Source organism: Pseudomonas sp. SJZ077 (assembly GCF_007993905.1).
Lineage (GTDB): Bacteria > Pseudomonadota > Gammaproteobacteria > Pseudomonadales > Pseudomonadaceae > Aquipseudomonas > Aquipseudomonas mandelii.
On the sequence record NZ_VIUJ01000011.1, the window covers coordinates 138,088 to 160,761 of the forward strand.

Sequence of the window (22,674 nt, forward strand, 5' to 3'; positions counted from 1 at the left end):
CGCCCTGACGGAATTCAATGGGTGATCCATGTTCCTACAGTCAGCGATTCTTCCGGCCAGTGAACGAAATGCCGGACAGCCGGACTGGCGCCGCCCCCCCACACCAGCAACACTCATCACCACGGACAATCAGAGGATTCCCACATGCTATGGAAAAAAGGCCGACGCAGCGACAACGTGGTCGACGCCCGTGGTGATGATGCCGGCAGCGGTGGCGGTGGGATGCGTTTTGGTGGCGGCAAAGGCCTGAGCCTGACCGCGATCATCCTGATTGTGGGGATCGGCTGGCTCACCGGCCAGGACCCGATGCAAATCCTCGGGCAACTGACCGGACAAATGACCGAGCAATCGGCACCGGCCACCAACCAGAGCCGCAAGGCGCCGCCGGCCAATGATGAAGGCGCCGAATTCGTGCGCTCGATCCTCGGCGATACCGAAGACACCTGGGGCCAGATTTTCCAGCAGGCCGGTCGGCAGTATAAAAACCCGACGCTGGTGCTGTTCAGCAACCGGGTTAATTCGGCCTGTGGTCTGGCGACATCGGCGACCGGACCGTTCTATTGCCCGGCCGACCAGAAGGTCTACCTGGACATGGCTTTTTTCCAGGAAATGTCGCAACGCTTTTCCGCGGCCGGTGACTTCGCCCAGGCCTACGTGATCGCTCATGAAGTCGGACACCACGTTCAGACATTGCTCGGCGTTTCCGCGAAAATTCAGACAGCTCGCCAGCAAGGCCGGCAGATGGAAGGTGATGGCGGCTTGTTGGTGCGTCAGGAGTTGCAGGCCGATTGCCTGGCCGGCGTCTGGGCCAACAATGCGCAGCAGCGTCTGAACTGGCTGGAACCGGGTGACATCGAAGAAGCCTTGAACGCGGCCAACGCCATCGGCGATGACCGTTTGCAACAACAGGGGCAGGGTCGGGTGGTACCGGACTCGTTTACCCATGGCACATCGGCGCAAAGGGTGCGCTGGTTCAAAACCGGATTTGCGCAAGGCCAGGTGGGCCAGTGCGATACCTTTGCGGCGAAAAACCTTTAAATGAATAAGTGGTTGTTGATGTTGTTGTTCACCTGCGCGAGCACCCAGGCTGCGGAGCATGGCGTCAAAGAGCTCAGCCCCGGGCGGTTGTTGTTGAAAGAAGGTGAGATGGCAGTGAGCCTCGGCCCGGCGCCCGCGAAAATCGAACGCGTGCTGATCATCATCCATGGTCGTCTGCGCAACGCTGAAACCTATCGCCAGAGCGCCGAGCGCGCAGCGGAACTGGCCGGGCAAAGTGCAAGCACCCTGGTGATCGCGCCGCAATTCCTCAACGAAACCGACATCGCACTTCATCCTGTGGCAGACACGGTGTTGCGCTGGCAGGGCAATGACTGGATGGCAGGAGGTTTATCCACCGCTCCTTTTGCGCTGAGTTCCTTTGCAGCCCTCGATCAAATCATCGAGCGAGTCGGCGACCATCGACAGTTTCCGGACGTGAAGGAAATCATCCTCGCAGGCCACTCCGGTGGCGCTCAGGTGGTGCAGCGATATGCGTTGCTGGCCCGCGAGCAACCGGCCTTGACGGCCGCCGGCGTGAAGCTTCGCTACGTGGTCGCCAACGCTTCGTCCTATGCGTATTTCAATGAGCAGCGGCCAGTGGCGTTCAACCATGCGGCGTGCCCCGGTTTCAATCGCTGGAAATACGGGCTGACGGATTTACCGGTATATGCCAGTGGGCAAACGGCACCACAGATTGAAGGAAATTACGTCAAACGGGACGTGACTTATCTGCTCGGGCAGCAAGACACCGACCCGCAGCATCCGGCGCTGGACAAAAGTTGCGAGGCCGAAGCCCAAGGTGCTTATCGTCTGGTTCGCGGGAAGAATTTTTTCAATTACCTGCTGCGTCGTAATCCGAAAGGGGTGAATCAGCGGCTGGTTGAAGTGCCAGGGGTCGGGCATAACGGGGATGGGATGCTGACGTCACCGGAGGGGCAGAAGGTATTGTTTGGTCAGTGAGTTTGTATGGCCTGATCTGACATCTTCGCGGGCAAGCCTCGCTCCTACAAAGGCAGCGCGCCCCACTGTAGGAGCGAGGCTTGCCAGCGAAGGGGCCCTCAAGCCGAAAGCATCTCCCGCAACACCGCACAATCCGCCGCATGCCAATCCGTCAGCTCCGGCCAAGGGTTATCCGGCAGATTCACCAACACCGTCCGCGCCCCCGCCGCTCGGCCGCAATCCAGATCAAAGCGGTAATCACCGACCATCACCATCTCGCTCGCCGGCACGTGCCAGGCCTCGGCCAGTTTCAATAAACCACCGGGATGCGGTTTAGGCGGTGCTTCATCACGCCCCAGCACATCCTCCACGGCAAAACAGTCAGCCAGGCCGATCGCTTCCAGGGTTACGTGCGCCAGCTCCCGAGCATTGCGCGTGAGAATGCCAAGACGATAACCGCGCCCGGCCAACTCCCGCACCAGCTCCACCGCACCCGGCGCCGGTTTCGAACCCAGCGCCAAGTCCCGTTCGTGCTCCAGCAGCCAAGCATGCTTGGCGGCCGCTTCATCGGCCGGCAGCGCCGCGAGGTGGGTCAGGATGTCGTCTTCGGCGGGAATCGCCAACGCCACGCGGATCGCCGCGAAGTCATGCACGGCCACCGTCAGGGTGCCGTCCATGTCGAACACCCAGTGCCGCACCTCGGCCAGGCTCATGCCCAATCCTTGCGGTGACGGATCAAGCCTTCCTGCGTCACCGACGCCACCAGTTGCCCGGCACGGTTGAACACGCTGCCACGGGTGAACCCGCGAGAATTGCCGGCCCAGGGGCTGTCCATCGCGTACAGCAACCAGTCATCGGCGCGCAGGTCCGCATGGAACCACAGCGAGTGATCGAGGCTGGCGACTTGCATGTCTTTCTGCCAGACCGATTTTCCATGGGGCTGCATCGAGGTGGTCAGCAGACCGAAGTCCGAGGCATAGGCCAGCAGGTATTTGTGCAACGCCGGAGAGTCGGCCAAAGCACCGTCGGCGCGAAACCAGACGTACTTGATCGGATCTGACGGTTGCGGGTTGTAGGGATCTTTCTCGGTGATCGGTCGGAATTCGATCGGCTTGGGGCACAGAAATTTCTCGCGCATGTGCTCAGGGATCAGGTGCGCACGCTGCTGGGCGAGTTCCAGTTCCGAGGGCAGGTTTTCCGGGCCGACCACGGTCGGCATCTCGGCCTGATGCTCGAAGCCTTTTTCGTCGTACTGGAACGAGGCGCTGCAGGTAAAGATCGGGTTGCCTTTCTGGATCGCCGTCACCCGACGCGTGCTGAAACTGCCGCCATCACGCACCCGGTCAACCTGATACACCACAGGCAACGCGGAATCGCCCGGGCGCAGGAAATAACCGTGCATCGAATGCACATGGCGCGCTTCTTCGACTGTCTGACTGGCCGCCGACAACGACTGACCGATCACCTGACCGCCGAACAACTGACGAAAACCCAGGTCCTGACTGCGGCCACGAAACAGGTTTTCTTCGATCGGTTCCAGGGTCAGCAAATCGACCAGATCATCCAACACTTGGCTCATTCAGACTCTCCTCACACAAAGCTTGCCGCGCAGTCTTGGCTGCGGCGGTCGATTCAGTTTATGGCCAGGGCCCATGGCAGCCATTGTAAACGTCCGTGACTGCTTATCCATGCAAGGTTTGCAGCCATTGTTCACGGGAGATGCGATACAGCACATGGTGACGCAGGGGATGATCAGCCGCGAGCTTGGGATGGTCAAAGTCATCGGCTGAATCATGGTGCATGCCGATCGCCTGCATGACTTTTTCCGAAGGCAGGTTGTCTTTGGCGGTAAACGACACGACTTCTTGCAGCGCCAACCGATCAAAGCCGCAGCGCAGAGCGGTCCACGCCGCCTCACTGGCATAACCCAAGCCCCAATGCTCGCGCGCCAGGCGCCAGCCGATTTCGGTCGCCGGGGTGAACGGCGCATCGAAACCAACCACACCGAGGCCGGTGAAACCGATGAATGCCCCGGTGTCCTTGCGCTCCAGCGCCCAGAGACCAAAGCCATGTTCGGCAAAATGCCCGCGAATCCGTCCGATCAGCGACGCACTTTCCAGACGACTTAAAGGCGCCGGAAAATATCGCATCACCTGTGGATCGGCGCACATCGCCGCAAACTCCGGCAAATCCTCATCGCGCCACTGCCGCAACAGCAGTCGTGCGCTCTCGAGTTCCAGTATCGGCTCCATCTTTCCTCCCCTTTCCATGCCGCAAGTCTACAACGCTGGTAGGATCCTTCACTCATTCCTACCTGAATTCGTTATGCCGCTGCCGCTGATCTACCACGAAGACTACAGCCCCGAATTCCCGGCGGATCACCGCTTCCCCATGGACAAATTTCGCCTGCTGCGCGATCACTTGGTGGACAGCGGCCTGACCCGGGACGCCGACCTGCTGCGCCCGGAGCTCTGCCCCCCGGAGATTCTCGCCCTCGCCCATGACGCTGCCTATATCGAACGCTACATGAGCGGCGAGTTGTCCCGCGAAGACCAGCGGCGCCTCGGCCTGCCCTGGAGCGAAGCGCTGGCCCGACGCACCGTGCGGGCGGTCGGCGGATCGTTGCTTGCGGCAGAACAGGCGCTGGAACATGGGCTGGCCTGTCATTTGGCCGGAGGCACCCATCACGCGCATTACGACTATCCGGCGGGTTTCTGCATCTTCAATGACCTGGCGGTGATCAGCCATTTCCTGCTGGAAAGCGGCCGTGTGAATCGGGTGCTGATCTTCGATTGCGACGTGCACCAGGGCGACGGGACTGCACGGATTCTGCACAACACCCCGGAGGCGGTGACTGTTTCCCTGCACTGCGAAAAGAATTTTCCTGCACGCAAGGCTGAAAGCGACTGGGACATCCCGCTGCCAAAAGGCATGGGCGATGCCGATTACCTGAAGGTGGTGGATGACGCGCTGAATTATTTGCTACCGCTCTACCAACCGGATCTGGTGTTGTATGACGCCGGCGTCGACGTGCACAAGGACGACGCCCTCGGTTACCTGAAGCTGACCGACGAAGGCGTGGCCGCTCGCGATGAAAGCGTGATGCGCCACTGCCTGGGTCGGGATATTCCGGTGGTAGGAGTGATTGGCGGCGGCTACAGCAAGGACCGCCAGGCCCTGGCGCGCCGCCACGGCATCCTGCATCACAGCGCGCAACGGGTCTGGCAGTCATCAGGGTGTCATTGAGGTGTGAGTCTTTACCCACAATGCCTGTGGAACTGCCTGTGGATAACCTGAGTGAAAGGGTCTGCAGGCCATGCTTCATATAGCATGCAGAGCACTGGTTGTTTTTTGATCACTATTTTATGAACACCCCGGAACCAATGTGGGAGCGAGCCTGCTCGCGATGAGTCCATCACATCCAACATCGATTTTGACTGACCCACGGCCATCGCGAGCAGGCTCACTCCCACAGGGATCTGTGCTGATAGAATGCCCGGCTTATTCCGCCGAACCGCAGCGCACTCCATGACCCAGCCCTCGACCTCCTCCCCTTCTCACGTCGCCATCATCGGCGGCGGCCCCGCCGGTCTGATGGCGGCCGAAGTGCTGAGCCAGGCCGGGATCAAGGTCGACCTGTACGACGGCATGCCGTCGGTGGGGCGAAAATTCCTGCTGGCCGGTGTCGGCGGCATGAACATCACCCATTCCGAAGCCTACCCGGCGTTTCTCTCGCGCTATGCCGAACGCGCGCCGCAGATTGCCCCGCTGCTTCGCTCATTCGGCGCTGATGCGTTGTGCCAGTGGATTCAAGACCTGGGCATCGAAACCTTCGTCGGCAGCTCCGGCCGGGTGTTTCCGACCGACATGAAAGCGGCCCCCCTGTTGCGCGCCTGGCTCAAGCGTCTGCGCGAGGCCGGCGTCGTTATCCACACCCGCCACCGCTGGCTCGGCTGGGATGACCACGGTGGGTTACGCATCGACAGCCCCGACGGCGAAACCATCATCAAGCCCGACGCCACCTTGCTGGCCCTCGGCGGAGGCAGCTGGTCACGCCTCGGTTCGGACGGCGCGTGGATGCTGCCATTGGAGCAGCGAAGCGTAGGACTGATGCCGTTGCAACCGAGCAATTGCGGCTTCGAGGTGCAGGCCTGGAGCGAGTTGATGGTCAGCAAATTTGCTGGCGCGCCGCTGAAGAACATCGCCATCGGTCTCAATGACGACGTGCCGCGCTTGGGCGAATGCGTGATCACCGCGACCGGGATCGAAGGCAGCTTGATCTACGCCCTCTCGGCACCGATTCGCGAGGCCATCAATCAGCACGGCTCCGCCACCGTTCATCTTGACCTGTTGCCGGGCCGGCCTGTGGATAAAGTTCAGGCGGCGCTGAGCAAACCCCGTGGCTCCCGCTCCATGTCCAAACACCTGCACAGCCAGCTCGGGATCGATGGGGTGAAAGCGGCGTTACTACGCGAACTCACACCGGCCGAAAGCTTTGCTGATCCGGCGTTGCTGGCCAGGGCGATCAAGGCGTTGCCCCTGATGCTGGTTAAAACCCGTCCACTGGACGAGGCCATCAGCAGCGCCGGAGGCGTGATGTTCGAGTCGATGGATGAACGGCTGATGCTCAAGCAATTGCCTGGGGTGTTCTGCGCGGGGGAAATGCTCGATTGGGAAGCGCCGACCGGTGGCTATCTGCTGACCGCGTGTTTCGCCAGTGGGCGTGCGGCGGGGTTGGGGATGGTGGAGTGGTTGAAGCGCAAGGCTTGAAGACCGAGTCGTGCCCATCGCGAGCAGGCTCACTTCCACACTGGATCTGTGTCGTTCACAAATCCCCTGTGGGAGCGAGCCTGCTCGCGAAGGCGTCCTGACAGACGCCGAAGCTTTTTAAGGCTTACGCTTACGCGGCCCAGTGTTAAACACCGGCACTTTGCGCACAGGCTTGATCGAAGGCTCCGGCGCCGAAGCATCCCCACTCTCGACCCACTTACCCAGATTGCGTTTACCGCCACCGGAGGTCTTCGGCTTCTTCGGTTTTTTCGGCTTCTTGACGACCTGACCGCTGGCGTCGGTATCCGGCACCCGGTGCTCAGGTTCGAAGTCATGTTCCATCTGCCGTGGCAATGTCTGACGGGTCAACGTCTCGATGGCCGACAGCAGATTCACTTCATCGGCACACACCAGCGAAATGGCCTGCCCGCTTGCACCCGCGCGACCGGTACGACCGATCCGGTGGATGTAGTCCTCCGCCACGATCGGCAGGTCGAAGTTGACCACCAATGGCAAATCTTCGATATCCAGACCACGGGCCGCAACGTCGGTGGCCACAAGAATCTGCACTTCACTGGCCTTGAACCGGTCCAGCGCACGCTGACGGGTTGCCTGCGGTTTGTCGCCGTGGATGCCGTCGGCATTGATGCCCAGGCCCTGGAGTTTTTCCACCAGCGCGTCCACACCATTGCGGGTCTTGGCGAACACCAGCACCTGCTTCCACTTGCCCTTGCGCATCAAGTGAACGAACAGTTCAGGCTTGCGCTTCTTGTCCACCACCACGACCCACTGCTTGACGGTGCTGGCAGCGACGTTGCGCGGGCTGACTTCGATGCTCAGCGGATCGTTGAGCATTTGTCCAGCCAGCAAGCGGATCGCGTCGGAGAACGTTGCGGAGAACAGCAGCGTCTGACGTTGCTTGGGCAGCACGCGGTAGATATTCCCCAGCTCCTCGGAGAAACCCAGATCAAGCATGCGATCGGCTTCATCCAGAATCAGGGTTTGCAGCTGATTGAACTTGAGGGCCTTCTGGCGATACAGATCGAGCAAACGACCCGGCGTCGCCACCAGCACGTCAACACCCTTGCGCAGCTTCATCATTTGCGGGTTGATGCTGACGCCGCCGTACACGGCATAAGTGCTCAACGGCAGGTTCTCGGCGTACTGACGCACGGCTTCGTGAACCTGTTCGGCCAGTTCGCGGGTCGGCACCAGGATCAGTGCGCGCACCGAGTTAGACGCCACTTTCGGCCCTTCCATGGCCAACAATTGCAGGAGCGGCAGCGCGAAGCCGGCGGTCTTGCCAGTGCCGGTCTGGGCGGCGGCCATCAGGTCGCGACCGGCCAGCACCGCCGGAATGGCTTGCGCCTGAACCGGCGTCGGGGTCTGGTAGCCGAGCGTCTCGAGAGAGCGCAGCAAGGGTTCGATCAGGCCAAGGGTGGCGAAAGTCATGGGATTACCGTAGGAAAATTCAGCGCGGGTTTTTCAAAACAAGTGTGCGAAAAAGATGCAATGGCGCGCAGTTTACCCTAATTCACACTCGATTCTGTCTGCACCACAGCAGCAGGTCGTTCCGGTGCCCCACGCCACTGCGGCAATCCGATCAACACCACGGCACTGATAATCACCAACATGGCCAGCGCTTCTTCGATGCCAATGGTCTCCCCGGCAAATACGATCCCCAGCAACACCGCGACCGCCGGGTTGACGTAGGCATAACTGGTCGCCGCCGCCGGACGCACGTTTTTCAACAGGTACATGTAAGCGTTGAAGGCGATGATCGAACCGAAGAAGGTCAGGTAGGCCAGGGCTGCCCAGCCTTCGATCGGCGGCATCGCCTGCAGATGCTCGCCGCTCAGCGCGCTGCCGATCAGCAATGCCACGCCGCCCACCAGCATTTCCACGGCACTGGCCATGGCGCCCTGAGGCAATGGCAATTGTTTGCTCCAGACCGAGCCGAACGCCCAGGACGCGGCCGCGAACACCAGCAACGCCGCACCCAGCGGGCTCGATTGCAGGTTGGAACCGAGGTTAAGCATGGCGATGCCGATCAGCCCGAGCACAATGCCGGCCCATTCGAGACGGGTATTGCGCGCGCCCCAGAAATAGCCGCAGAGCAAGGTAAACAGCGGCACTGTCGCCACCGCCAGTGCCGCGACACCGGAAGCGACACCTGTGTGTTCGGCCACACTGACCGCGCCGTTACCGCACGTCAGCAGCAAAATCCCGATGATCCCGGCGGCTTTCCACTGCGCCCAGGTCGGGGCCGGTGCCCCGCGCCAGCGCAGGAAGGCGTACATCAAACTCCCGGCGATCACGAAACGGATGCCGGCGAGCAGCAACGGCGGCCAGTACGCCACGCCGATGCGGATCACCAGGTAAGTCGAGCCCCAAATCACGTACAACGCGAAAAAGGCGGCGATCAACGGTAAGGGGAAACGACGTAAGCCAGGCATGGGCAGCTCGATGACAGGACAATGTGAACGGCTATTCTAGAAAGGCCAGCGGCTTAAAATAAGTTACAAAACCTGTTTATAGCGCCGGTACACTTTTCAAAACACGGAGATTGACGCTATAAGCCGTGTTTTCGAAAGTCAGTCATTTTTCAGGTATACGACGATGGATAAATACGACCGCATGCTGCTCAGCGCCCTGCTGGAAAACGGCCGTGCGTCCTACGCCGACCTGGCGCGCAAGGTCAACCTGTCCGCCCCGGCCGTGGCCGAGCGCGTGGCCAAACTCGAAGCCAGCGGGGTAATTACCGGTTACCAGGCGAAAGTCGACATGGCCAAGCTTGGGCTGCCGATCCAGTGCGTGATCGAGTTGCGTTTGAACCAGCATGGAAATCAAAAAGCCTACGACGACCTGATCAAAATCCCACAGCTAACTGAATGCCACCGGGTCACGGGTGATCCGTGCGTGATCATGCAGGCTGCGGTGGGCTCGATGCCGGAGCTGGAAGAGCTGATCAACCGGATCGCCAAGTTCGGGTTCAGCAAGACCTCGATTGTGCTGTCGAGCGCGATAGAGAAGCGCGTGCCGCTGGGGCAATTGGAAGGCAACAGCAAAGTCTGAAAACGGCGCAGTCCCTGTAGGAGCGAGCCTGCTCGCGATAGCGGAGTATCAGTCGACATCAACGTTGAATGATAAATCGCTATCGCGAGCAGGCTCACTCCCACAGGGGATTTGCAGCGTACTTAGAACCCGCGATGACGCTTAAGGCCAGGTGCGACGTCAGGTTGGCCGCCATTTCAGCATCGGCCATGGCCCGGTGAGCCTGTCCACAACCCCACCCCCACGGATGTCACCTGATTCCTGTGGGAGCGGCGGTGCGACGATTCGACTTGCCCGCGAAGCGATCTGTCAGACGCCGCAGTAACTTGCAGGCAACAAGCCCGGCATATCCCGCAGGCGCACCCAAGGTTCTTTGCGCCAATGCAGCAGTCGCAGCGTTCCGCCCGCCCATTCCATCGCCCGCATATGCGGCGCTTGATTCGAAATGGACCCGACTTCCTCCCGCAACATCGGCACCACGTCGTGGGTCAGCCAACGTCGTAAATGGCGGTTTTCCGGGCAGTAGTGGTACACCAACATCGCGTATACGCCCGATTCACTCAGCATCAAGGTCTCTTCGAGGTCATCATTTCCGGACAGACACATCAGTTGCTTCTGATCCGCATCAAGCTTGAGCACTTGCCTTCCATTTATGTCCACCCCCATCAATCGACCGATATCGCGGGCGCAAAACCAGGGCTCTGCGTGCATCAACAGTGCGCGCAGCTGGATGTGGTGACGGATGAATGTTTTGTGGGTGAAGTGAGCTGCGCATGCAGCTGTTTGCAGTATTAAGGACTGATCTAAATCTTCAGGGGGATTGGGGGTAACTTTGATCATGGTGAACGAGCCCCATGAAAGACAGGACACCGTTTCCCCCTTACGATAAGGGATAGGCAAACGGTTATGTTTATGACTAACAGCAACGATAAGAGTGGGGAGCTTTTGGGCCAGGAGCGGCGGCGCCGCTGGAGCCCAGAGCAAAAGCTGGCCATGGTTCGCGAGAGCCTTGAACCAGGACAAAGTGTGTCGGTCGTCGCTCGGCGCAACGGCATCAATGCCAATCAGCTGTTTCTGTGGCGCAAGCTTTATCAGGACGGCAGCCTGTCGGCGGTCAGTGCCGGCGAAGCCGTGGTGCCTGCCTCCGAGTTGAGCGATGCGCTCAAGCAGATCCGTGAACTGCAACGGATGCTGGGCAAGAAAACGATGGAAGCAGAAATCCTCAAAGAGGCCGTGGAGATCGCCCGGTCGCGAAAATGGATTGCGCACTCACCCTTGTTGCCGGGGGACGACCAGTGAAGCTGGTCAGCGAATGTCTCGGTGTGGCGCGCTCGCAATTAACGGTTCGAATCAAGCAATCGGTATCGCCCAAGACACGGCGAAGCAGGCCTGTGAACGACGCTGAGTTGGTGGCCGAAATCCAGCAACAGGTCAGTGAACTGCCCAGCTATGGCTACCGTCGAGTCTGGGGATTGCTGCGTCGCGCCCGTGAAACCCAGTTGCTACCCGCGATCAACGTGAAGCGGGTTTACCGGGTGATGCGTGATCACAACCTGCTACTTGAACGCCGGATCAAACAACCCGGCGTGCCGCGTCGGCACGAAGGCCGTATTGCGGTGCAAACCAGCGATACGCGTTGGTGCTCGGACGGCTTTGAATTCCGTTGTGAGGACGGCGCCAAACTGAGCGTGACCTTCGCCCTGGACTGCTGTGACCGCGAAGCCATCGGCTGGGTCGCCAGCCCAACCGGGTACAGCGGCGATGACATCCGCGACTTGATGTTGGAAAGCGTGGAGAAGCGCTTCGGTGATCAACTGCCTGCAACGCCGGTGCAGTGGCTCAGCGATAACGGTTCGGCCTACACCGCCGAACAGACGCGCCTGTTTGCTCGACAGATCGGCTTGCAGCCGGTGACCACCCCAGTACGCAGCCCGCAGAGCAACGGCATGGCCGAGAGCTTCGTGAAGACGATCAAACGTGATTACGTGGCGCACATGCCCAAGCCGGATCGAGAAACGGCGCTGCGTAACCTGGCCATTGCCTTCGAACATTACAACGAGCAGCATCCGCACAGCGCCTTGAACTATCGCTCACCGAGGGAGTTCAGGCGCTTAGCAGTGGCATCAATTTAACGGGGAGTTGGTGTCCGTTTTGGTAGGGGCAAGTCCACATGGCGAATATCCTAACGAACGTTGGGGATGCCAGCATCACTTGCAGATGATGGGTGGCAGCTGTGTGCGGGTCTGCAAGACCGAGTCGTTAGGCAACCTCGGCAGACCCGAAGGTCTCCCGCACACAGCCACCATAAATCGATGGTCGCTAGGTAAAGCGACGCGATTATAGGTGCGCCGGTAGGCGCCTAACAAATTATCGGCGGGCTTGCAGACCCGGTCGCTGAATTGGCAGCGACGTCCCAGAGGTTATCGATGCGACAGGTACGGGGCAAGACGGACAAATTCCTAATATTTGGTAGGAGCAATCGTCGATTTTGAGGCGTGGTTAAACACAAGGATTGAGATCGAACACCGACCTGTGGGAGATTCTATGTTTGGGTGTTCCCCCCAAACATAGAATCTTGTATGTTTAGACTTGAAGGGGTGGGACGAAGTCTCCCACGGTCTGTACTGGTTAGAGTCAGATGACGAGCTTTAGTCCCACCCACCCCTTCAAGTCTAAACATACAAGCGAGCCTGCTCGCGATAGCGGTTCATCTTCAACAGTTATGTCGACTGACACTCCGTTATCGCGAGCAGGCTCGCTCCCACAGGGGATTTGCGGCGTCTTCAGAATCCGCGATGGCGCTTGAGGTGTTCGTTGATCTTCGCCGCCGGCACTTTCTGCAAGCTGACCAGCAAATCATGGGACAACTCGCGCAACCCGTGCTTGTGCCGCAGCTCTTGCGCCAGGTGCGCCGTGAGGTTGGCCGCCATTTCGGCATCGGCCATGGCCCGGTGGGCCTTGCCGGTGTTGGGCAGGCTGGCGAAGGTGGTGAGGGTGCCGAGTTTGTGGTTCGGCGCGGCGGGCATCAGGCGGCGGGCCAGTAGCAGCGAGCAGGCGAAGTTCTGCAAGCGGGTGCGCTTGATGCGGCTGAGTTCGAAGTCCCAGAACTTCTGGTCGAACGCGGCGTTGTGTGCCAGCAGCGGCGTGATCCCGACGAATTCGTTGACCTCGTTCATCACCTGCTCTGCCGAGGGCGCGGTGCGCAGCATGGCGTTGCTGATGCCGGTCAGTTGTTCGATGAAGGCCGGGACGCGCACGCCGGCGTTCATCAGGCTCTGGTAACGCTCGACGATGCGCCCCTGTTCAAGGATCACCACGGCAATTTCCGTGGCCCGGCAGCTGCTGCTCGGGGAGATCCCGGTGGTTTCAAAGTCGATGACTGCTATGCGTTCCAAACCTGTTTCAACTCCGTAAAAATCAATTCTTGAGCAGCAACGCGCCTTCGATCGGCACGTAGCGGCTGGCGGCGCGGATCAGCGAGTTGGCCGTCAGGCCCGGCACGCCGTAAGCCACGGCTTGCACCCCGTGCTTGGTGATGATGCGTTCCAGCAGCATGTCGAAATCACCGTCGCCGGAAGCCAGCACCACTTCGTCGACATGATCGGCGGCGTCCATGATGTCGAGGGTGATGCCCACGTCCCAGTCGCCTTTGGCCGAGCCGTCGCTGCGCTGGATGTAGGGCTTGAGCTTCACGATGAAGCCGAGGTTGCGCAGGATCTGCTGGAATTGCTGCTGTTTGCTGTCGCCGCGATCAATCGCGTAGGCGTAGGCCTCGACGATCTCGCCCTGTTTGCTGATATCAGCCCACAGCGCGGCGTAGTTGAAGTGGCAACCATAGGCCTGACGCACGGTGTAATAGAGGTTTTGAACGTCGGCGAACACTGCGATTTTTTTCACCGTGCATCCTCTTTGGCGCAGTCGCGCGCAGGCTGGGTCAGGCACCAGGCCCGAAAAGTGGCCCAGTATGCCAGCCTGAAGGATTGTTCCGCGAATAATCGGCCCGAAGCCTCTTGGAGCCTCGGACGAATGGCAACCTGTGGCGAGGGAGCAAGCTCCCTGACCACGGGTTCAGTGTTACACCTGTAACGTTGAATCAGACGAAGGAATCGTCGTCGCCGCCAAAGAACGAAGAGCTGTCATCGCTGTAGTCGGCGTCGGTGAAGCCTCCCTGATCGTTGGCGTTGTTGTCAGCCACGCGCTCGTCGTTGCCCCAACCGTTGCCGCTGTCGCTCTGATCATTGACCTGAGCCGGTTCTTCCTTGATGACTTCGACGACTTCCTGCGGTTGCTGATTGCTGTGGAACAGGCTGCTGATGCCTTGCGCCAGCATCACGCCACCGGCCACACCGGCGGCGGTTTTCAGTGCGCCGCCAAGGAAACCACTGCCAATCCCGGGGGCTTGCTGCTGCGGCGCGTAATTCTGCTGTGGCGGTGCAGCACCGAAGTTCTGTTGCTGCGGCGGCTGCGAATTGAACGACGGCCGCCCCTGCTCACGCCATCCACCATTGGAGGACGGCGCGCTTTGCGTCGGTGCGGGCTGCGGATCACGTGAACCGCCACCGAAAATGCTCGACAGGAAACCACCGCTGGCAGGCGCCGACGGCTGAGCCTTGGCCGATTGCAGCTCGGCCTGCAATTGCTGAACTTGCTGAGCGAGTTGCTTGTTCTGCGCGTCGAGGCTTTTGATGGCCGCTTCCTGAACCAGAATCGCCTGGGTCATGAAATAACCTGCCGCCGGTTGGCGAGTCAGGTGCTCCTTGATCCGCGCTTCAGCCTGGGCGTCACGCGGGGCTGAGTCCGTTTCGGCTTGTTGCAACCGGGAAAACAGTCCATCGATCAGGGTTTGTTCTTCGCTGTTCATGGCGACCTCGTAGATTGCCGGAGAAATCGTTGACCTTTACCAAAGAGGATAAGGTGCTCGACCTTAATGGAGGCTGAAACAAGTTGTTTCAATGACCTTTACCGAACGTTTACGTTTGCGCCCCAAAGGGCTTCATCGGTTAAAGTGGGCCACTGCTTTCAACCTGCGATACCGACTGATGAATTCGTTCGATGTACTGCGTGACTCTCTGTATTTCTTCAAGCGCAATCTGGGCCAGATCGTGCGCCTGTGCCTGCCGCTGGTGATTTTCGAGGCGCTGCTGCAACAGGTGGTCGATCGCTCCACCGAGCCGGACAGTTTCCCCGGCATCAGCGTGATGGTCGGCTTGCTGGTCTATCCGCTGTACACCGCCGCACTGATCCTGTTTCTCGATGCACGCAGCCGTGGCGAATCACCGAGCACCCGCGAGTTGCTGTCGAGGTCGGCCTATCTGTGGCCGCGCTTCGCCCTGCTCACCGCCCTCAACACCTTGCTGATCCTGATTGGCTTGTCGCTGTATTTCCTGCCGGGCATCTGGCTGATGGTGACCCTGGCGTTCGGCGAGTATCTGTTGGTGCTGCGCGGCCTGGCCCCGTTGGCGGCGATGAAGGAAAGCCTGCGTCTGACCCGCGGCCATTTCCTGCGCATCCTGGTGTGCATTCTGTGTGTGATGGGCCCGTTGTGGGTGCTCAAGGGCGCGACCCTTTCGATTTACCCGGATCCGCAGAACCCGGTGATTTCGCTGCTGATCGACAGCGCGCACAGCTTTTTGCAACTGTTCACCAGCGTGGTGCTGTTCCGCCTGTTCATGCTGATTGCCGATGCCCCCGAGAAAATTGACGGGCCGCTATGACCCATGGGCTTAAGCCCGACGCTCGGTTATGCTCGGGTTCATCTTTTGTAACGCTATAAGCCGAGCCATGACCCGTCTACTGCGCTACACCCTGCTGGGCCTGCTGATCGCGGCGGGCCTGATTGCCTTGCTGATTTACAACCTGACCTGGCGTCCCGGTGCCAAAGAAGCAGCACCGGTCGGCTGCAGCGCTCAGGCGCCCACGCTGGTCCCCGGCCAGGCCCTGAAAGTCATGACCTGGAACGTCCAGTACCTGGCGGGCAAGCGCTACGTGTTCTGGAATGACCTGGCCAAAGGCGACGACGACCGCCCCACCGCCGAAGACATGGCCTTCAGCCTCGATGAGGTGGCACGGGTCATTCGTGACGAGCAACCGGACATTGTGCTGTTGCAGGAGCTGGATGACGGCGCCAAGGCCAGCGATTATCAAAACCAGTTCAAGTTGCTTCAGGAACGGGTCGCCGACCTTTATCCGTGCAGCGCTCATGCCTTCGACTGGAAAGCTGACTTTGTGCCGCTGCCGCACATCTTCGGCAGTGTCGGCCGACAACTGGCAACCCTCAGCCGATACCAGATCGAACACGCCGAACGCCTGCAATTGCCGATCGCGTCGGCCAACTTCATCAGCCGTCAGTTCACACCGAAAAACGCCTTGCTGGCGACTTACCTGCCATTGGGCGGCGGTGGGCAGATCGCGGTACTCAATACCCATCTGGACCGCGTCATCCAACCTGATGAAACCCTGCTGGCCCAAGTGACCGCCGTGGCCAAGGTGCTCGACAAATATGAAAGCCATGGCACCCCGTGGTTGATCGGTGGCGACTTCAACCTGTTGCCGCTGGGTCAGTATCGACGCCTGCCCGACGAACAACGCACGCCCTACTCCGTCGACAGTGCCTTGCATGTGCTGTGGGACAAATACCCGATGATCCCGACCAACAACGAAGCCAGCGGGATCGACCGGGCGCGGTGGCTGACCCACTACCCGAACGATCCAGGCTTGAATGGCCCGGACCGGACGGTTGATTACCTGTTCTACAGCCCGCGGATCAAACGGGTCGAGGCGATGGTGAGGCAGGACGATACCTTGCGGATCTCCGATCATTTGCCGGTGATTGCGCGGTTCCTCCTGCCTGCGGCCCCATAGAGCCGGATCAACGCTCCCAGAGGGGATTTGGGCATGACGGTAAATCGGCTCAATGAACCTCTTCCAGATCGTCATGCAACAGCCCGAAGATCTTGCGTTTCATGTCGATGAACGAGCGCTCCATGACCATGTCCAGGTTACGCGGGCGTTCGATCGGCACGTCCAGGATCTGCTTGATCCGCCCGGGCCTGGCGCCCATCACGTACACCCGATCCCCCAACAGAATCGCCTCATCGATATCGTGGGTCACGAACAGCACGGTCTTCTTGCTGTTGCCCCAGACCCGCAACAACAGCTGCTGCATTTGCAGGCGCGTCTGGCTGTCGAGCGCGCCGAAGGGTTCGTCCATCAAGAGGATTTGCGGGTCATTGGCCAAGGCCCGGGCAATCGCCACGCGCTGCATCATGCCGCCGGACAACTGCTTGGCGTAGTTGTCGGCGAACCCGGTCAGCCCCACTTCATTGACGTAGTAATCGACGATCTCCTTGCGCTGAGCGGCCGCCATGCCGCGCCGCTTGAGGCCGAACTCGACGTTCTGCCGCACGGTCAGCCACGGGAACAGCGTGTAGCTCTGGAACACCATACCCCGATCCGCACCCGGCCCCTGCACTTGCTGGCCGCCGACATAAATCTCGCCTTCCGTGGGCTCGTTCAGGCCGGCCGTGAGGTACAGCAGACTCGACTTGCCACAGCCAGACGGCCCGACCAGCACGGCGAATTGTTGATCCGGCACTTCGAACGACACCTGCTCCAGCGCGGTGAACATGCCGCCGTCAGGTTTCTGATAACGCAGACTGACCTTGTCCACCTGCAGCCGTGGCGCGGCTTGCACCGGGGCGGCCGTGGGTGTGATGAAACGCGGGTTGACGGCGCTTACTGAGCCCATGCGGCAATCCTCAGACGGAGAAAACGGAACAGTTGATCGGTGACCAGGCCCAGCAGGCCGATGATTGCGATGGCGAGGAAAATCACATCCACTTGAAAACCGCGCATGGCTTTCAGGCTTAAGTAACCCAGGCCACTGGACGCGGCGACCAGCTCGGCGACCACCAGATAGGTCCAGGCCCAGCCCATGGTCACACGCAACGTGTCGAGCACACCCGGCAACGACGCCGGGGCAATCACATGCAGCACCGCATCGCGGCGGGTCGAACCCAAGGTGTACGACGCGTTGATCAGGTCCTTGGAGATGCCCTTGGACACGTCGGCGATCATCACCAGTTGCTGGAAAAACACGCCGAAGATGATCACCGACACCCGCTGTTCCAGACCGATGCCGATCCACAGAATGAACAGCGGCACGAACGAGGTCACCGGCAGGTAGCGGATGAAATTGACCATCGGTTCAAGGAACGCCTGGACGATGCGGAAGCTGCCCATCAGCAACCCCAACGGCACCGCCACCAGCGACGAGACAATGAAGCCGACCATCACCACTTCGAGGCTGGCCCACACATGCAGGCCAAGGGTGCCGTCGCGGCTCAGGCGCACGGCGGCTTCGGCCACCGCCCCCGGTGTCGGCAGGAACATGCCTGGCACCACGCCGCCGTAGGACAACCCGGCCCACAGGCCGATCAACAACACCCAGGCCAGGCCGCTCGCGCTCCAGATCACCTGCACCGGGAGGCCGGTCTTGGGCGTGATGCAGCGGCTCAGCCATGAATTGCGCTTGAACATGCGGACCTCCTACAGCGGGCTGACGAAGCGGTTGTCGATCAGGTCGTCATTGCTGACGTTGTAGGGCTTGCCCTGCAATTCGCTGGCGGTTTCGTTGGCCAGTTTGATCAGTGGCTCGCTGTCGCCCGGCTTACCCGGAGACCCCAAGAGCTTTTCGCTCATGGCCTGATCGTAGAAGCGCACGCCTTGCGCGGCGGCTTCCAGTTCCTTCGGATCGGCGAGGTAACCGCCGACGCCTTTGGCCATGATTTTGTAAGCTTCCTTCGGATGGTCCTTGGTGTACTGCACCGCTTTGTAGAGACCGGCAACCAAGGCCTTGACGTCTTCCGGTTGCTTCTCGATGACCGTGCAGTTGAGCGCGACCACGTCGACAATCACTCCCGGCGTGCTGCTGCTGTCGATCAGCACTTTGCCTTGTTGCTTGTTGCGGACCATCGACAGGTGCGGCTCCCAGGTCACGGCGGCCGGCACACGGCCGGCGATGAACGCGGTGGCAGCGTCATCGGCCGTCATGTTCTGCACGGTGATGTCGCTCATGCTCATGCCGTGTTTTTTCAGCAGGTACGACAGCCAGAACTGCGAGGTCGACCCTTCGTTCACCGCCACTGCCTTGCCTTTGAGCTCCTGCAAACTCTTGACGTCCTTGCCCACCAGAACACCGTCGCCACCATGGCTGTCATCGAGTGCGGCGACGGCCTTGAAGCAGAATTGCGGGCGGTACTTGAGCACTTCGTCGATGGTCGACGCCGAGCCCGACAACTCGCCCGAAGCCTGGGCGGCCATGTACATCGAAGCTTCTTCAACGACGGGCAATTCGACGGTCAAACCGCCTTCCTTGAAGTAACCCAGATCCTGGGCCAGGTAGAGCGTGCCGTAGCCGACCCACGTGGTGTGGCCGATGGACAGGGTGCCGGCCTGGGCGCTGGTGGCGACCGTGGCGGCGATGGCGGTGATCGCCAGTGGATGAGCGACGCGGTTAAGCAAGGACTTGATCATGGAGCACTCCCAAAGCTGTTGATTTAGTTTTGTCATGGGCAGTACGGCCAGTGGCCTTGGATCAGTTGCCACCGGTGGTCTCTGATGGACCTTTCGGTGGTCAGCATTCGGCTGACTGGCGAAGTCGATGTTGGACCAGGGGCGGGATAAGGAAAATCAGGAAATATGTCGTTGGGAGTGATGAAAAAACTGGGTAGCGCGCGCCGTAAAAGGGCGGGGTTGGCGGGGATGCACGGGGGAGGTGCAAAACATGAAATGAGTGTTGAATCGACCACAGCATTCGCGGGCAAGCCTCGCTCCTGCAGGGTTTATGTCGGCCGCGGAATTGGGCACGACACATAACCTGTAGGAGCGAGGCTTGCCCGCGAAGAGGATCACAAGAGCGCTACAAGATCAAAGCCGGCCGTATTCCTGAGCCGTCCGATCAATCGCTTTCAAGGTCTTGCCCACCAGCTCATCAATCTCCTCCCGGCTGGCAATCAACGCCGGCGCCATGATCATCCGCCCCAGCGTCGAACGAATAATCACCCCTTCCTCAAAGCCAATCGTGCGGCAACGCCAGGCAATGTCGTTCTCATTGGCAAAACGCTTGCGACTGCTTTTGTCCTCGGCCAATTGCAACGCCGCGACCATGCCGACACCCTGAATATCGCCCACCAACGGGTGATTGCCGAACACCTCGCGCAGGCACTGTTGCAGGTACGGTCCGATGTCATCCTTGACCCGCGTCACCACGCCCTCATCGCGCAACGCCGTGAGGTTGGCAATCGCCACCGCCGCCGCCACCGGGTGCCCGGAGTAAGTCAAACCGTGGGCAAATACCCCGCCCTGCTCCACCAACACCTGAGCCATTTTCTTCGACAGAATCAACCCCCCCATGGGGATGTAACCGGAGGTCAAACCCTTGGCAATCGACAGCGTGTCCGGCTCGAAACCGAAGTGCTCGTGAGCGAACCATTCGCCGGTACGACCGAAGCCGCCGATCACTTCGTCGGCGCACAACAGCACGTCATACTTGCGGCAGATCCGCTGAATTTCCGGCCAGTAACTCTCAGGCGGGAAGATCATTCCGCCGGCGCCCTGGAACGGTTCGGCGATAAACCCGGCGACCTTGTCCGCACCCAGTTCGAGAATCTTCGCTTCCAGTTGCTGCGCCGCCCGCACGCCGAATTCGGCCGGGGTCAGATTGCCCTCGTGGGCGAAAAAGTACGGCTCGTCGATGTGTTCGATATCGGGGATCATGCCGCCCATTTCATGCATGAACTTCATGCCGCCGAGCGCCGTCGCCGCCAGGGTCGAGCCGTGGTAACCGTTCCAGCGACCGATCATGATTTTCTTCTCGGGCTTGCCGAGGATCGTCCAGTAACGCCGCACAGTGCGGATCAGCACCTCGTTGGCTTCGGAACCGGAGTTGGTGTAGATCGCGTGGCTGTAGTGCCCCGGCAACAGGCTGAACAGCAGCTCCGAGAGCTCGATCACCTGCGGGTGAGTGGTGTGGAAAAACATGTTGTAGTACGGCAACTGCTCAAGCTGCCGGGTCGCCGCAGCCGCCAGATCCTTGCGGCCGTAACCGAGGTTGGTGCACCACAACCCGGACATGCCGTCGAGGTAACGCCGACCATCGTTGTCCCACAGGTGCAGGCGCTCACCGCGGACCATCACCCGCGGCCCTTCGTCATTGAGTGCTTTTTGATCGACGAATGCGTGGATGTGGTGCGCAGCGTCGGCGGCCTGGTAGTCGCGGGTTTCACGTGGTGTGGTCATCGCCAGTTCTCCGTTTTGTTATGAGCGGCTGTTATGCGCGCAGCTGAAACCAGGTGGTCTTCAACTGGGTGTATTTATCGAATGAGTGCAGCGACAGGTCGCGACCGAATCCGGACTGTTTGCCGCCGCCAAAAGGCACGGTCACGTCCAGTGCATCGACGCTGTTGACCGACACCGTGCCCGCTCGCAATTGCCGCGCCACACGGTGGGCGCGGTTGAGGTCGTCGGTCCACAGCGAAGCCGCCAGGCCGTAGACGCTGTCGTTGGCCAGTTGCAAGGCGTGGGCCTCGTCGTCGAACGCCGTGACCGCCAGCACCGGGCCGAACACTTCCTCGCGAAACAGCGGCATGTCCGGGCGCACGCCGGTAAAAATCGTCGGCTGAATGAAGTTGTCGGAGCCGTTGAAGATCGACTGCCTGCCCCCGCAAACCCTGGTCGCGCCCAGGCGTTCGGCCTGTTGGATGAACTTCATGATGCGCGCGGTCTGACGGCTGTCGACGATTGCCCCGGCGCTGCTCGACGGGTCCAGCGGATCCCCCGGCTGCCAACGCTCGGCCTGCACTTTCAGGCGCTCGACGAACTCATCATGAATCGAACGCTGCACCAGCAAGCGTGAGTTGGCCGAGCAGACTTCACCCTGATTGAAGAAGATGCCGAACGCGGCTTTCTCGGCGGCCAGGTCCAGGTCCTGGCAATCGGCGAACACCAGATTGGCGCTCTTGCCGCCGCACTCCAGCCACACCTGTTTCAGGTTCGATTGCGCCGAATACTGCATGAAATACTTGCCGACTTCGGTGGAGCCGGTGAACACCAGGCAATCGACATCCGAGTGCAGACCGAGGGCTTTGCCGGTCTGCTCGCCGAGGCCCGGCAGCACGTTGAGCACGCCCGGTGGTAGACCGGCTTCCAATGCAAGCTCAGCCAGACGCAGGGCGGAGAACGGTGATTGCTCGGCGGGCTTGAGGATCACCGAATTGCCTGCGGCCAAGGCTGGCGCGAGTTTCCACGCGGCCATGTCCAACGGGAAATTCCACGGCACCACCGCAGCGACCACACCCAGTGCTTCGCGGGTGATGGTCGCCAGCACGTTTTGCGCACTGGGGGCGATCTGGTCGTAGAGTTTGTCGAGGCTTTCGGCGTACCAGCGAAACACCCCGGCGGCGCCCGGCACGTCGATGTTGTAGGCGTCCATCACCGGCTTGCCCATGTTCAGCGAGTCGAGCAGCGCCAGTTCTTCGCGGTGGGTCATGATCAGCTCCGCCAGACGCAGCAACACGTGCTTGCGCTCGCTCGGCGAACGCGCCGACCAGGTGCCGGCTTCGAATACCCCCCGCGCATTGCGTACCGCCGCGTCCACCTCTTCATCACCGCAAGCGGTCACGTTCGCCAGACGTTGGCCAGTGGCGGGGTCGATTGCTGTGAAGGTCTGACCCGACTGCGCCGAACGGGGTTTGCCGTCGATCAGGGCCTGGTCGGGAAACCGCAGCGCGGCGGCTTTGTTTTGCCAATATGCAAGCTCGAACACGTTCAGATGCTCCATGGGCTTTTCTTGTGTCTGAATGGTGGCCCAGGCCC

22 protein-coding genes are annotated in these 22,674 nt (G+C 60.5%); 8 read left to right on the forward strand and 14 right to left on the reverse strand.

The genetic code is table 11. The features are described 5' to 3' along the window. The first annotated feature begins 144 nt into the window (after positions 1-144). Both FBY01_RS17945 and FBY01_RS17950 read left to right on the forward strand, forming a co-directional pair. A complete protein-coding gene (locus FBY01_RS17945) occupies positions 145-1,038 on the forward strand; it encodes a neutral zinc metallopeptidase (protein WP_077749423.1) in 894 nt (297 codons plus the stop codon). Continuing rightward, positions 1,039-1,998, forward strand: coding sequence for an alpha/beta fold hydrolase (locus FBY01_RS17950; RefSeq protein WP_145308826.1), 960 nt, complete (start codon positions 1,039-1,041; stop codon positions 1,996-1,998). A 98-nt stretch (positions 1,999-2,096) separates the two neighbouring features. Here FBY01_RS17950 and FBY01_RS17955 read toward each other — a convergent pair whose 3' ends face one another. From FBY01_RS17955 to FBY01_RS17965, 3 genes are all read right to left on the reverse strand, one after another. Continuing rightward, positions 2,097-2,690 carry an HAD family hydrolase gene (locus FBY01_RS17955; protein ID WP_010467429.1) on the reverse strand — a complete coding sequence of 198 codons (594 nt, stop codon included), beginning with the start codon at positions 2,688-2,690 and terminating at the stop codon, positions 2,097-2,099. After that, on the reverse strand, positions 2,687-3,556 hold the full coding sequence (gene tesB, locus FBY01_RS17960) for an acyl-CoA thioesterase II (RefSeq protein ID WP_145308828.1): 870 nt from the start codon (positions 3,554-3,556) through the stop codon (positions 2,687-2,689). Before tesB ends, FBY01_RS17955 begins: the two co-directional genes overlap by 4 nt. A gap of 103 nt (positions 3,557-3,659) precedes the next feature. Then, positions 3,660-4,229, reverse strand: a complete 570-nt coding sequence (locus FBY01_RS17965) for a GNAT family N-acetyltransferase (protein WP_010467427.1) — start codon at positions 4,227-4,229, stop codon at positions 3,660-3,662. A gap of 73 nt (positions 4,230-4,302) precedes the next feature. Between FBY01_RS17965 and FBY01_RS17970 the strand changes: the two genes are divergently transcribed. Both FBY01_RS17970 and FBY01_RS17975 read left to right on the forward strand, forming a co-directional pair. After that, on the forward strand, positions 4,303-5,223 hold the full coding sequence (locus FBY01_RS17970; protein ID WP_010467425.1) for a histone deacetylase: 921 nt from the start codon (positions 4,303-4,305) through the stop codon (positions 5,221-5,223). Between the two features lie 282 nt (positions 5,224-5,505). After that, a complete protein-coding gene (locus tag FBY01_RS17975; RefSeq protein ID WP_178113264.1) occupies positions 5,506-6,747 on the forward strand; it encodes a TIGR03862 family flavoprotein in 1,242 nt (413 codons plus the stop codon). 117 nt (positions 6,748-6,864) lie between these two features. Here FBY01_RS17975 and FBY01_RS17980 read toward each other — a convergent pair whose 3' ends face one another. Then, positions 6,865-8,199, reverse strand: coding sequence for a DEAD/DEAH box helicase (locus FBY01_RS17980; RefSeq protein WP_010467419.1), 1,335 nt, complete (start codon positions 8,197-8,199; stop codon positions 6,865-6,867). Between the two features lie 77 nt (positions 8,200-8,276). Further along, positions 8,277-9,203, reverse strand: a complete 927-nt coding sequence (yedA, locus tag FBY01_RS17985) for a drug/metabolite exporter YedA (protein ID WP_145308832.1) — start codon at positions 9,201-9,203, stop codon at positions 8,277-8,279. Positions 9,204-9,366: 163 nt separating this feature from the next. Between yedA and FBY01_RS17990 the strand changes: the two genes are divergently transcribed. Continuing rightward, positions 9,367-9,822, forward strand: a complete 456-nt coding sequence (locus tag FBY01_RS17990) for an Lrp/AsnC family transcriptional regulator (protein ID WP_010467415.1) — start codon at positions 9,367-9,369, stop codon at positions 9,820-9,822. Between the two features lie 288 nt (positions 9,823-10,110). Here FBY01_RS17990 and FBY01_RS18000 read toward each other — a convergent pair whose 3' ends face one another. After that, the gene (locus tag FBY01_RS18000; protein ID WP_145308834.1) at positions 10,111-10,641 is read right to left on the reverse strand and encodes a Bro-N domain-containing protein; all 531 of its coding nucleotides are present in this window, start codon (positions 10,639-10,641) and stop codon (positions 10,111-10,113) included. A 72-nt stretch (positions 10,642-10,713) separates the two neighbouring features. Here FBY01_RS18000 and FBY01_RS18005 point away from each other — a divergent pair. Further along, positions 10,714-11,933, forward strand: a protein-coding gene (locus FBY01_RS18005; RefSeq protein WP_372241875.1) for an IS3 family transposase whose coding sequence is annotated in 2 segments (ribosomal slippage) — positions 10,714-11,059 and positions 11,059-11,933 — 1,221 coding nt in all. Because the reading frame shifts where the segments join, the coding sequence is not laid out codon by codon here. Positions 11,934-12,584: 651 nt separating this feature from the next. Here FBY01_RS18005 and FBY01_RS18010 read toward each other — a convergent pair. From FBY01_RS18010 to FBY01_RS18020, 3 genes are all read right to left on the reverse strand, one after another. Next, positions 12,585-13,196, reverse strand: a complete 612-nt coding sequence (locus FBY01_RS18010; protein ID WP_077749914.1) for a PolC-type DNA polymerase III — start codon at positions 13,194-13,196, stop codon at positions 12,585-12,587. A gap of 22 nt (positions 13,197-13,218) precedes the next feature. Continuing rightward, positions 13,219-13,698, reverse strand: coding sequence for an NYN domain-containing protein (locus tag FBY01_RS18015; protein WP_010467410.1), 480 nt, complete (start codon positions 13,696-13,698; stop codon positions 13,219-13,221). Positions 13,699-13,894: 196 nt separating this feature from the next. After that, a complete protein-coding gene (locus FBY01_RS18020; protein ID WP_083375696.1) occupies positions 13,895-14,662 on the reverse strand; it encodes a DUF2076 domain-containing protein in 768 nt (255 codons plus the stop codon). Between the two features lie 178 nt (positions 14,663-14,840). Here FBY01_RS18020 and FBY01_RS18025 point away from each other — a divergent pair, with 178 nt between their 5' ends. Together FBY01_RS18025 and FBY01_RS18030 are read left to right on the forward strand one after the other, a co-directional pair. After that, the gene (locus FBY01_RS18025; protein ID WP_042933001.1) at positions 14,841-15,515 is read left to right on the forward strand and encodes a YciC family protein; all 675 of its coding nucleotides are present in this window, start codon (positions 14,841-14,843) and stop codon (positions 15,513-15,515) included. A 67-nt stretch (positions 15,516-15,582) separates the two neighbouring features. Continuing rightward, complete coding sequence (locus FBY01_RS18030) at positions 15,583-16,662, forward strand: endonuclease/exonuclease/phosphatase family protein (RefSeq protein WP_010467407.1); 1,080 nt, start codon at positions 15,583-15,585, stop codon at positions 16,660-16,662. A gap of 49 nt (positions 16,663-16,711) precedes the next feature. Here FBY01_RS18030 and FBY01_RS18035 read toward each other — a convergent pair whose 3' ends face one another. The 5 genes from FBY01_RS18035 to FBY01_RS18055 form a co-directional block, all read right to left on the reverse strand. Further along, a complete protein-coding gene (locus FBY01_RS18035; protein ID WP_010467405.1) occupies positions 16,712-17,548 on the reverse strand; it encodes an ABC transporter ATP-binding protein in 837 nt (278 codons plus the stop codon). Further along, positions 17,536-18,339 carry an ABC transporter permease gene (locus FBY01_RS18040; protein WP_010467403.1) on the reverse strand — a complete coding sequence of 268 codons (804 nt, stop codon included), beginning with the start codon at positions 18,337-18,339 and terminating at the stop codon, positions 17,536-17,538. Before FBY01_RS18040 ends, FBY01_RS18035 begins: the two co-directional genes overlap by 13 nt. 9 nt (positions 18,340-18,348) lie before the next feature. Further along, positions 18,349-19,335, reverse strand: coding sequence for an ABC transporter substrate-binding protein (locus FBY01_RS18045; RefSeq protein WP_010467401.1), 987 nt, complete (start codon positions 19,333-19,335; stop codon positions 18,349-18,351). 393 nt (positions 19,336-19,728) lie between these two features. Continuing rightward, the gene (locus tag FBY01_RS18050) at positions 19,729-21,099 is read right to left on the reverse strand and encodes an aspartate aminotransferase family protein (protein ID WP_145308836.1); all 1,371 of its coding nucleotides are present in this window, start codon (positions 21,097-21,099) and stop codon (positions 19,729-19,731) included. Positions 21,100-21,130: 31 nt separating this feature from the next. Next, on the reverse strand, positions 21,131-22,624 hold the full coding sequence (locus FBY01_RS18055; protein WP_145308866.1) for an aldehyde dehydrogenase: 1,494 nt from the start codon (positions 22,622-22,624) through the stop codon (positions 21,131-21,133). Positions 22,625-22,674: the final 50 nt, after the last annotated feature.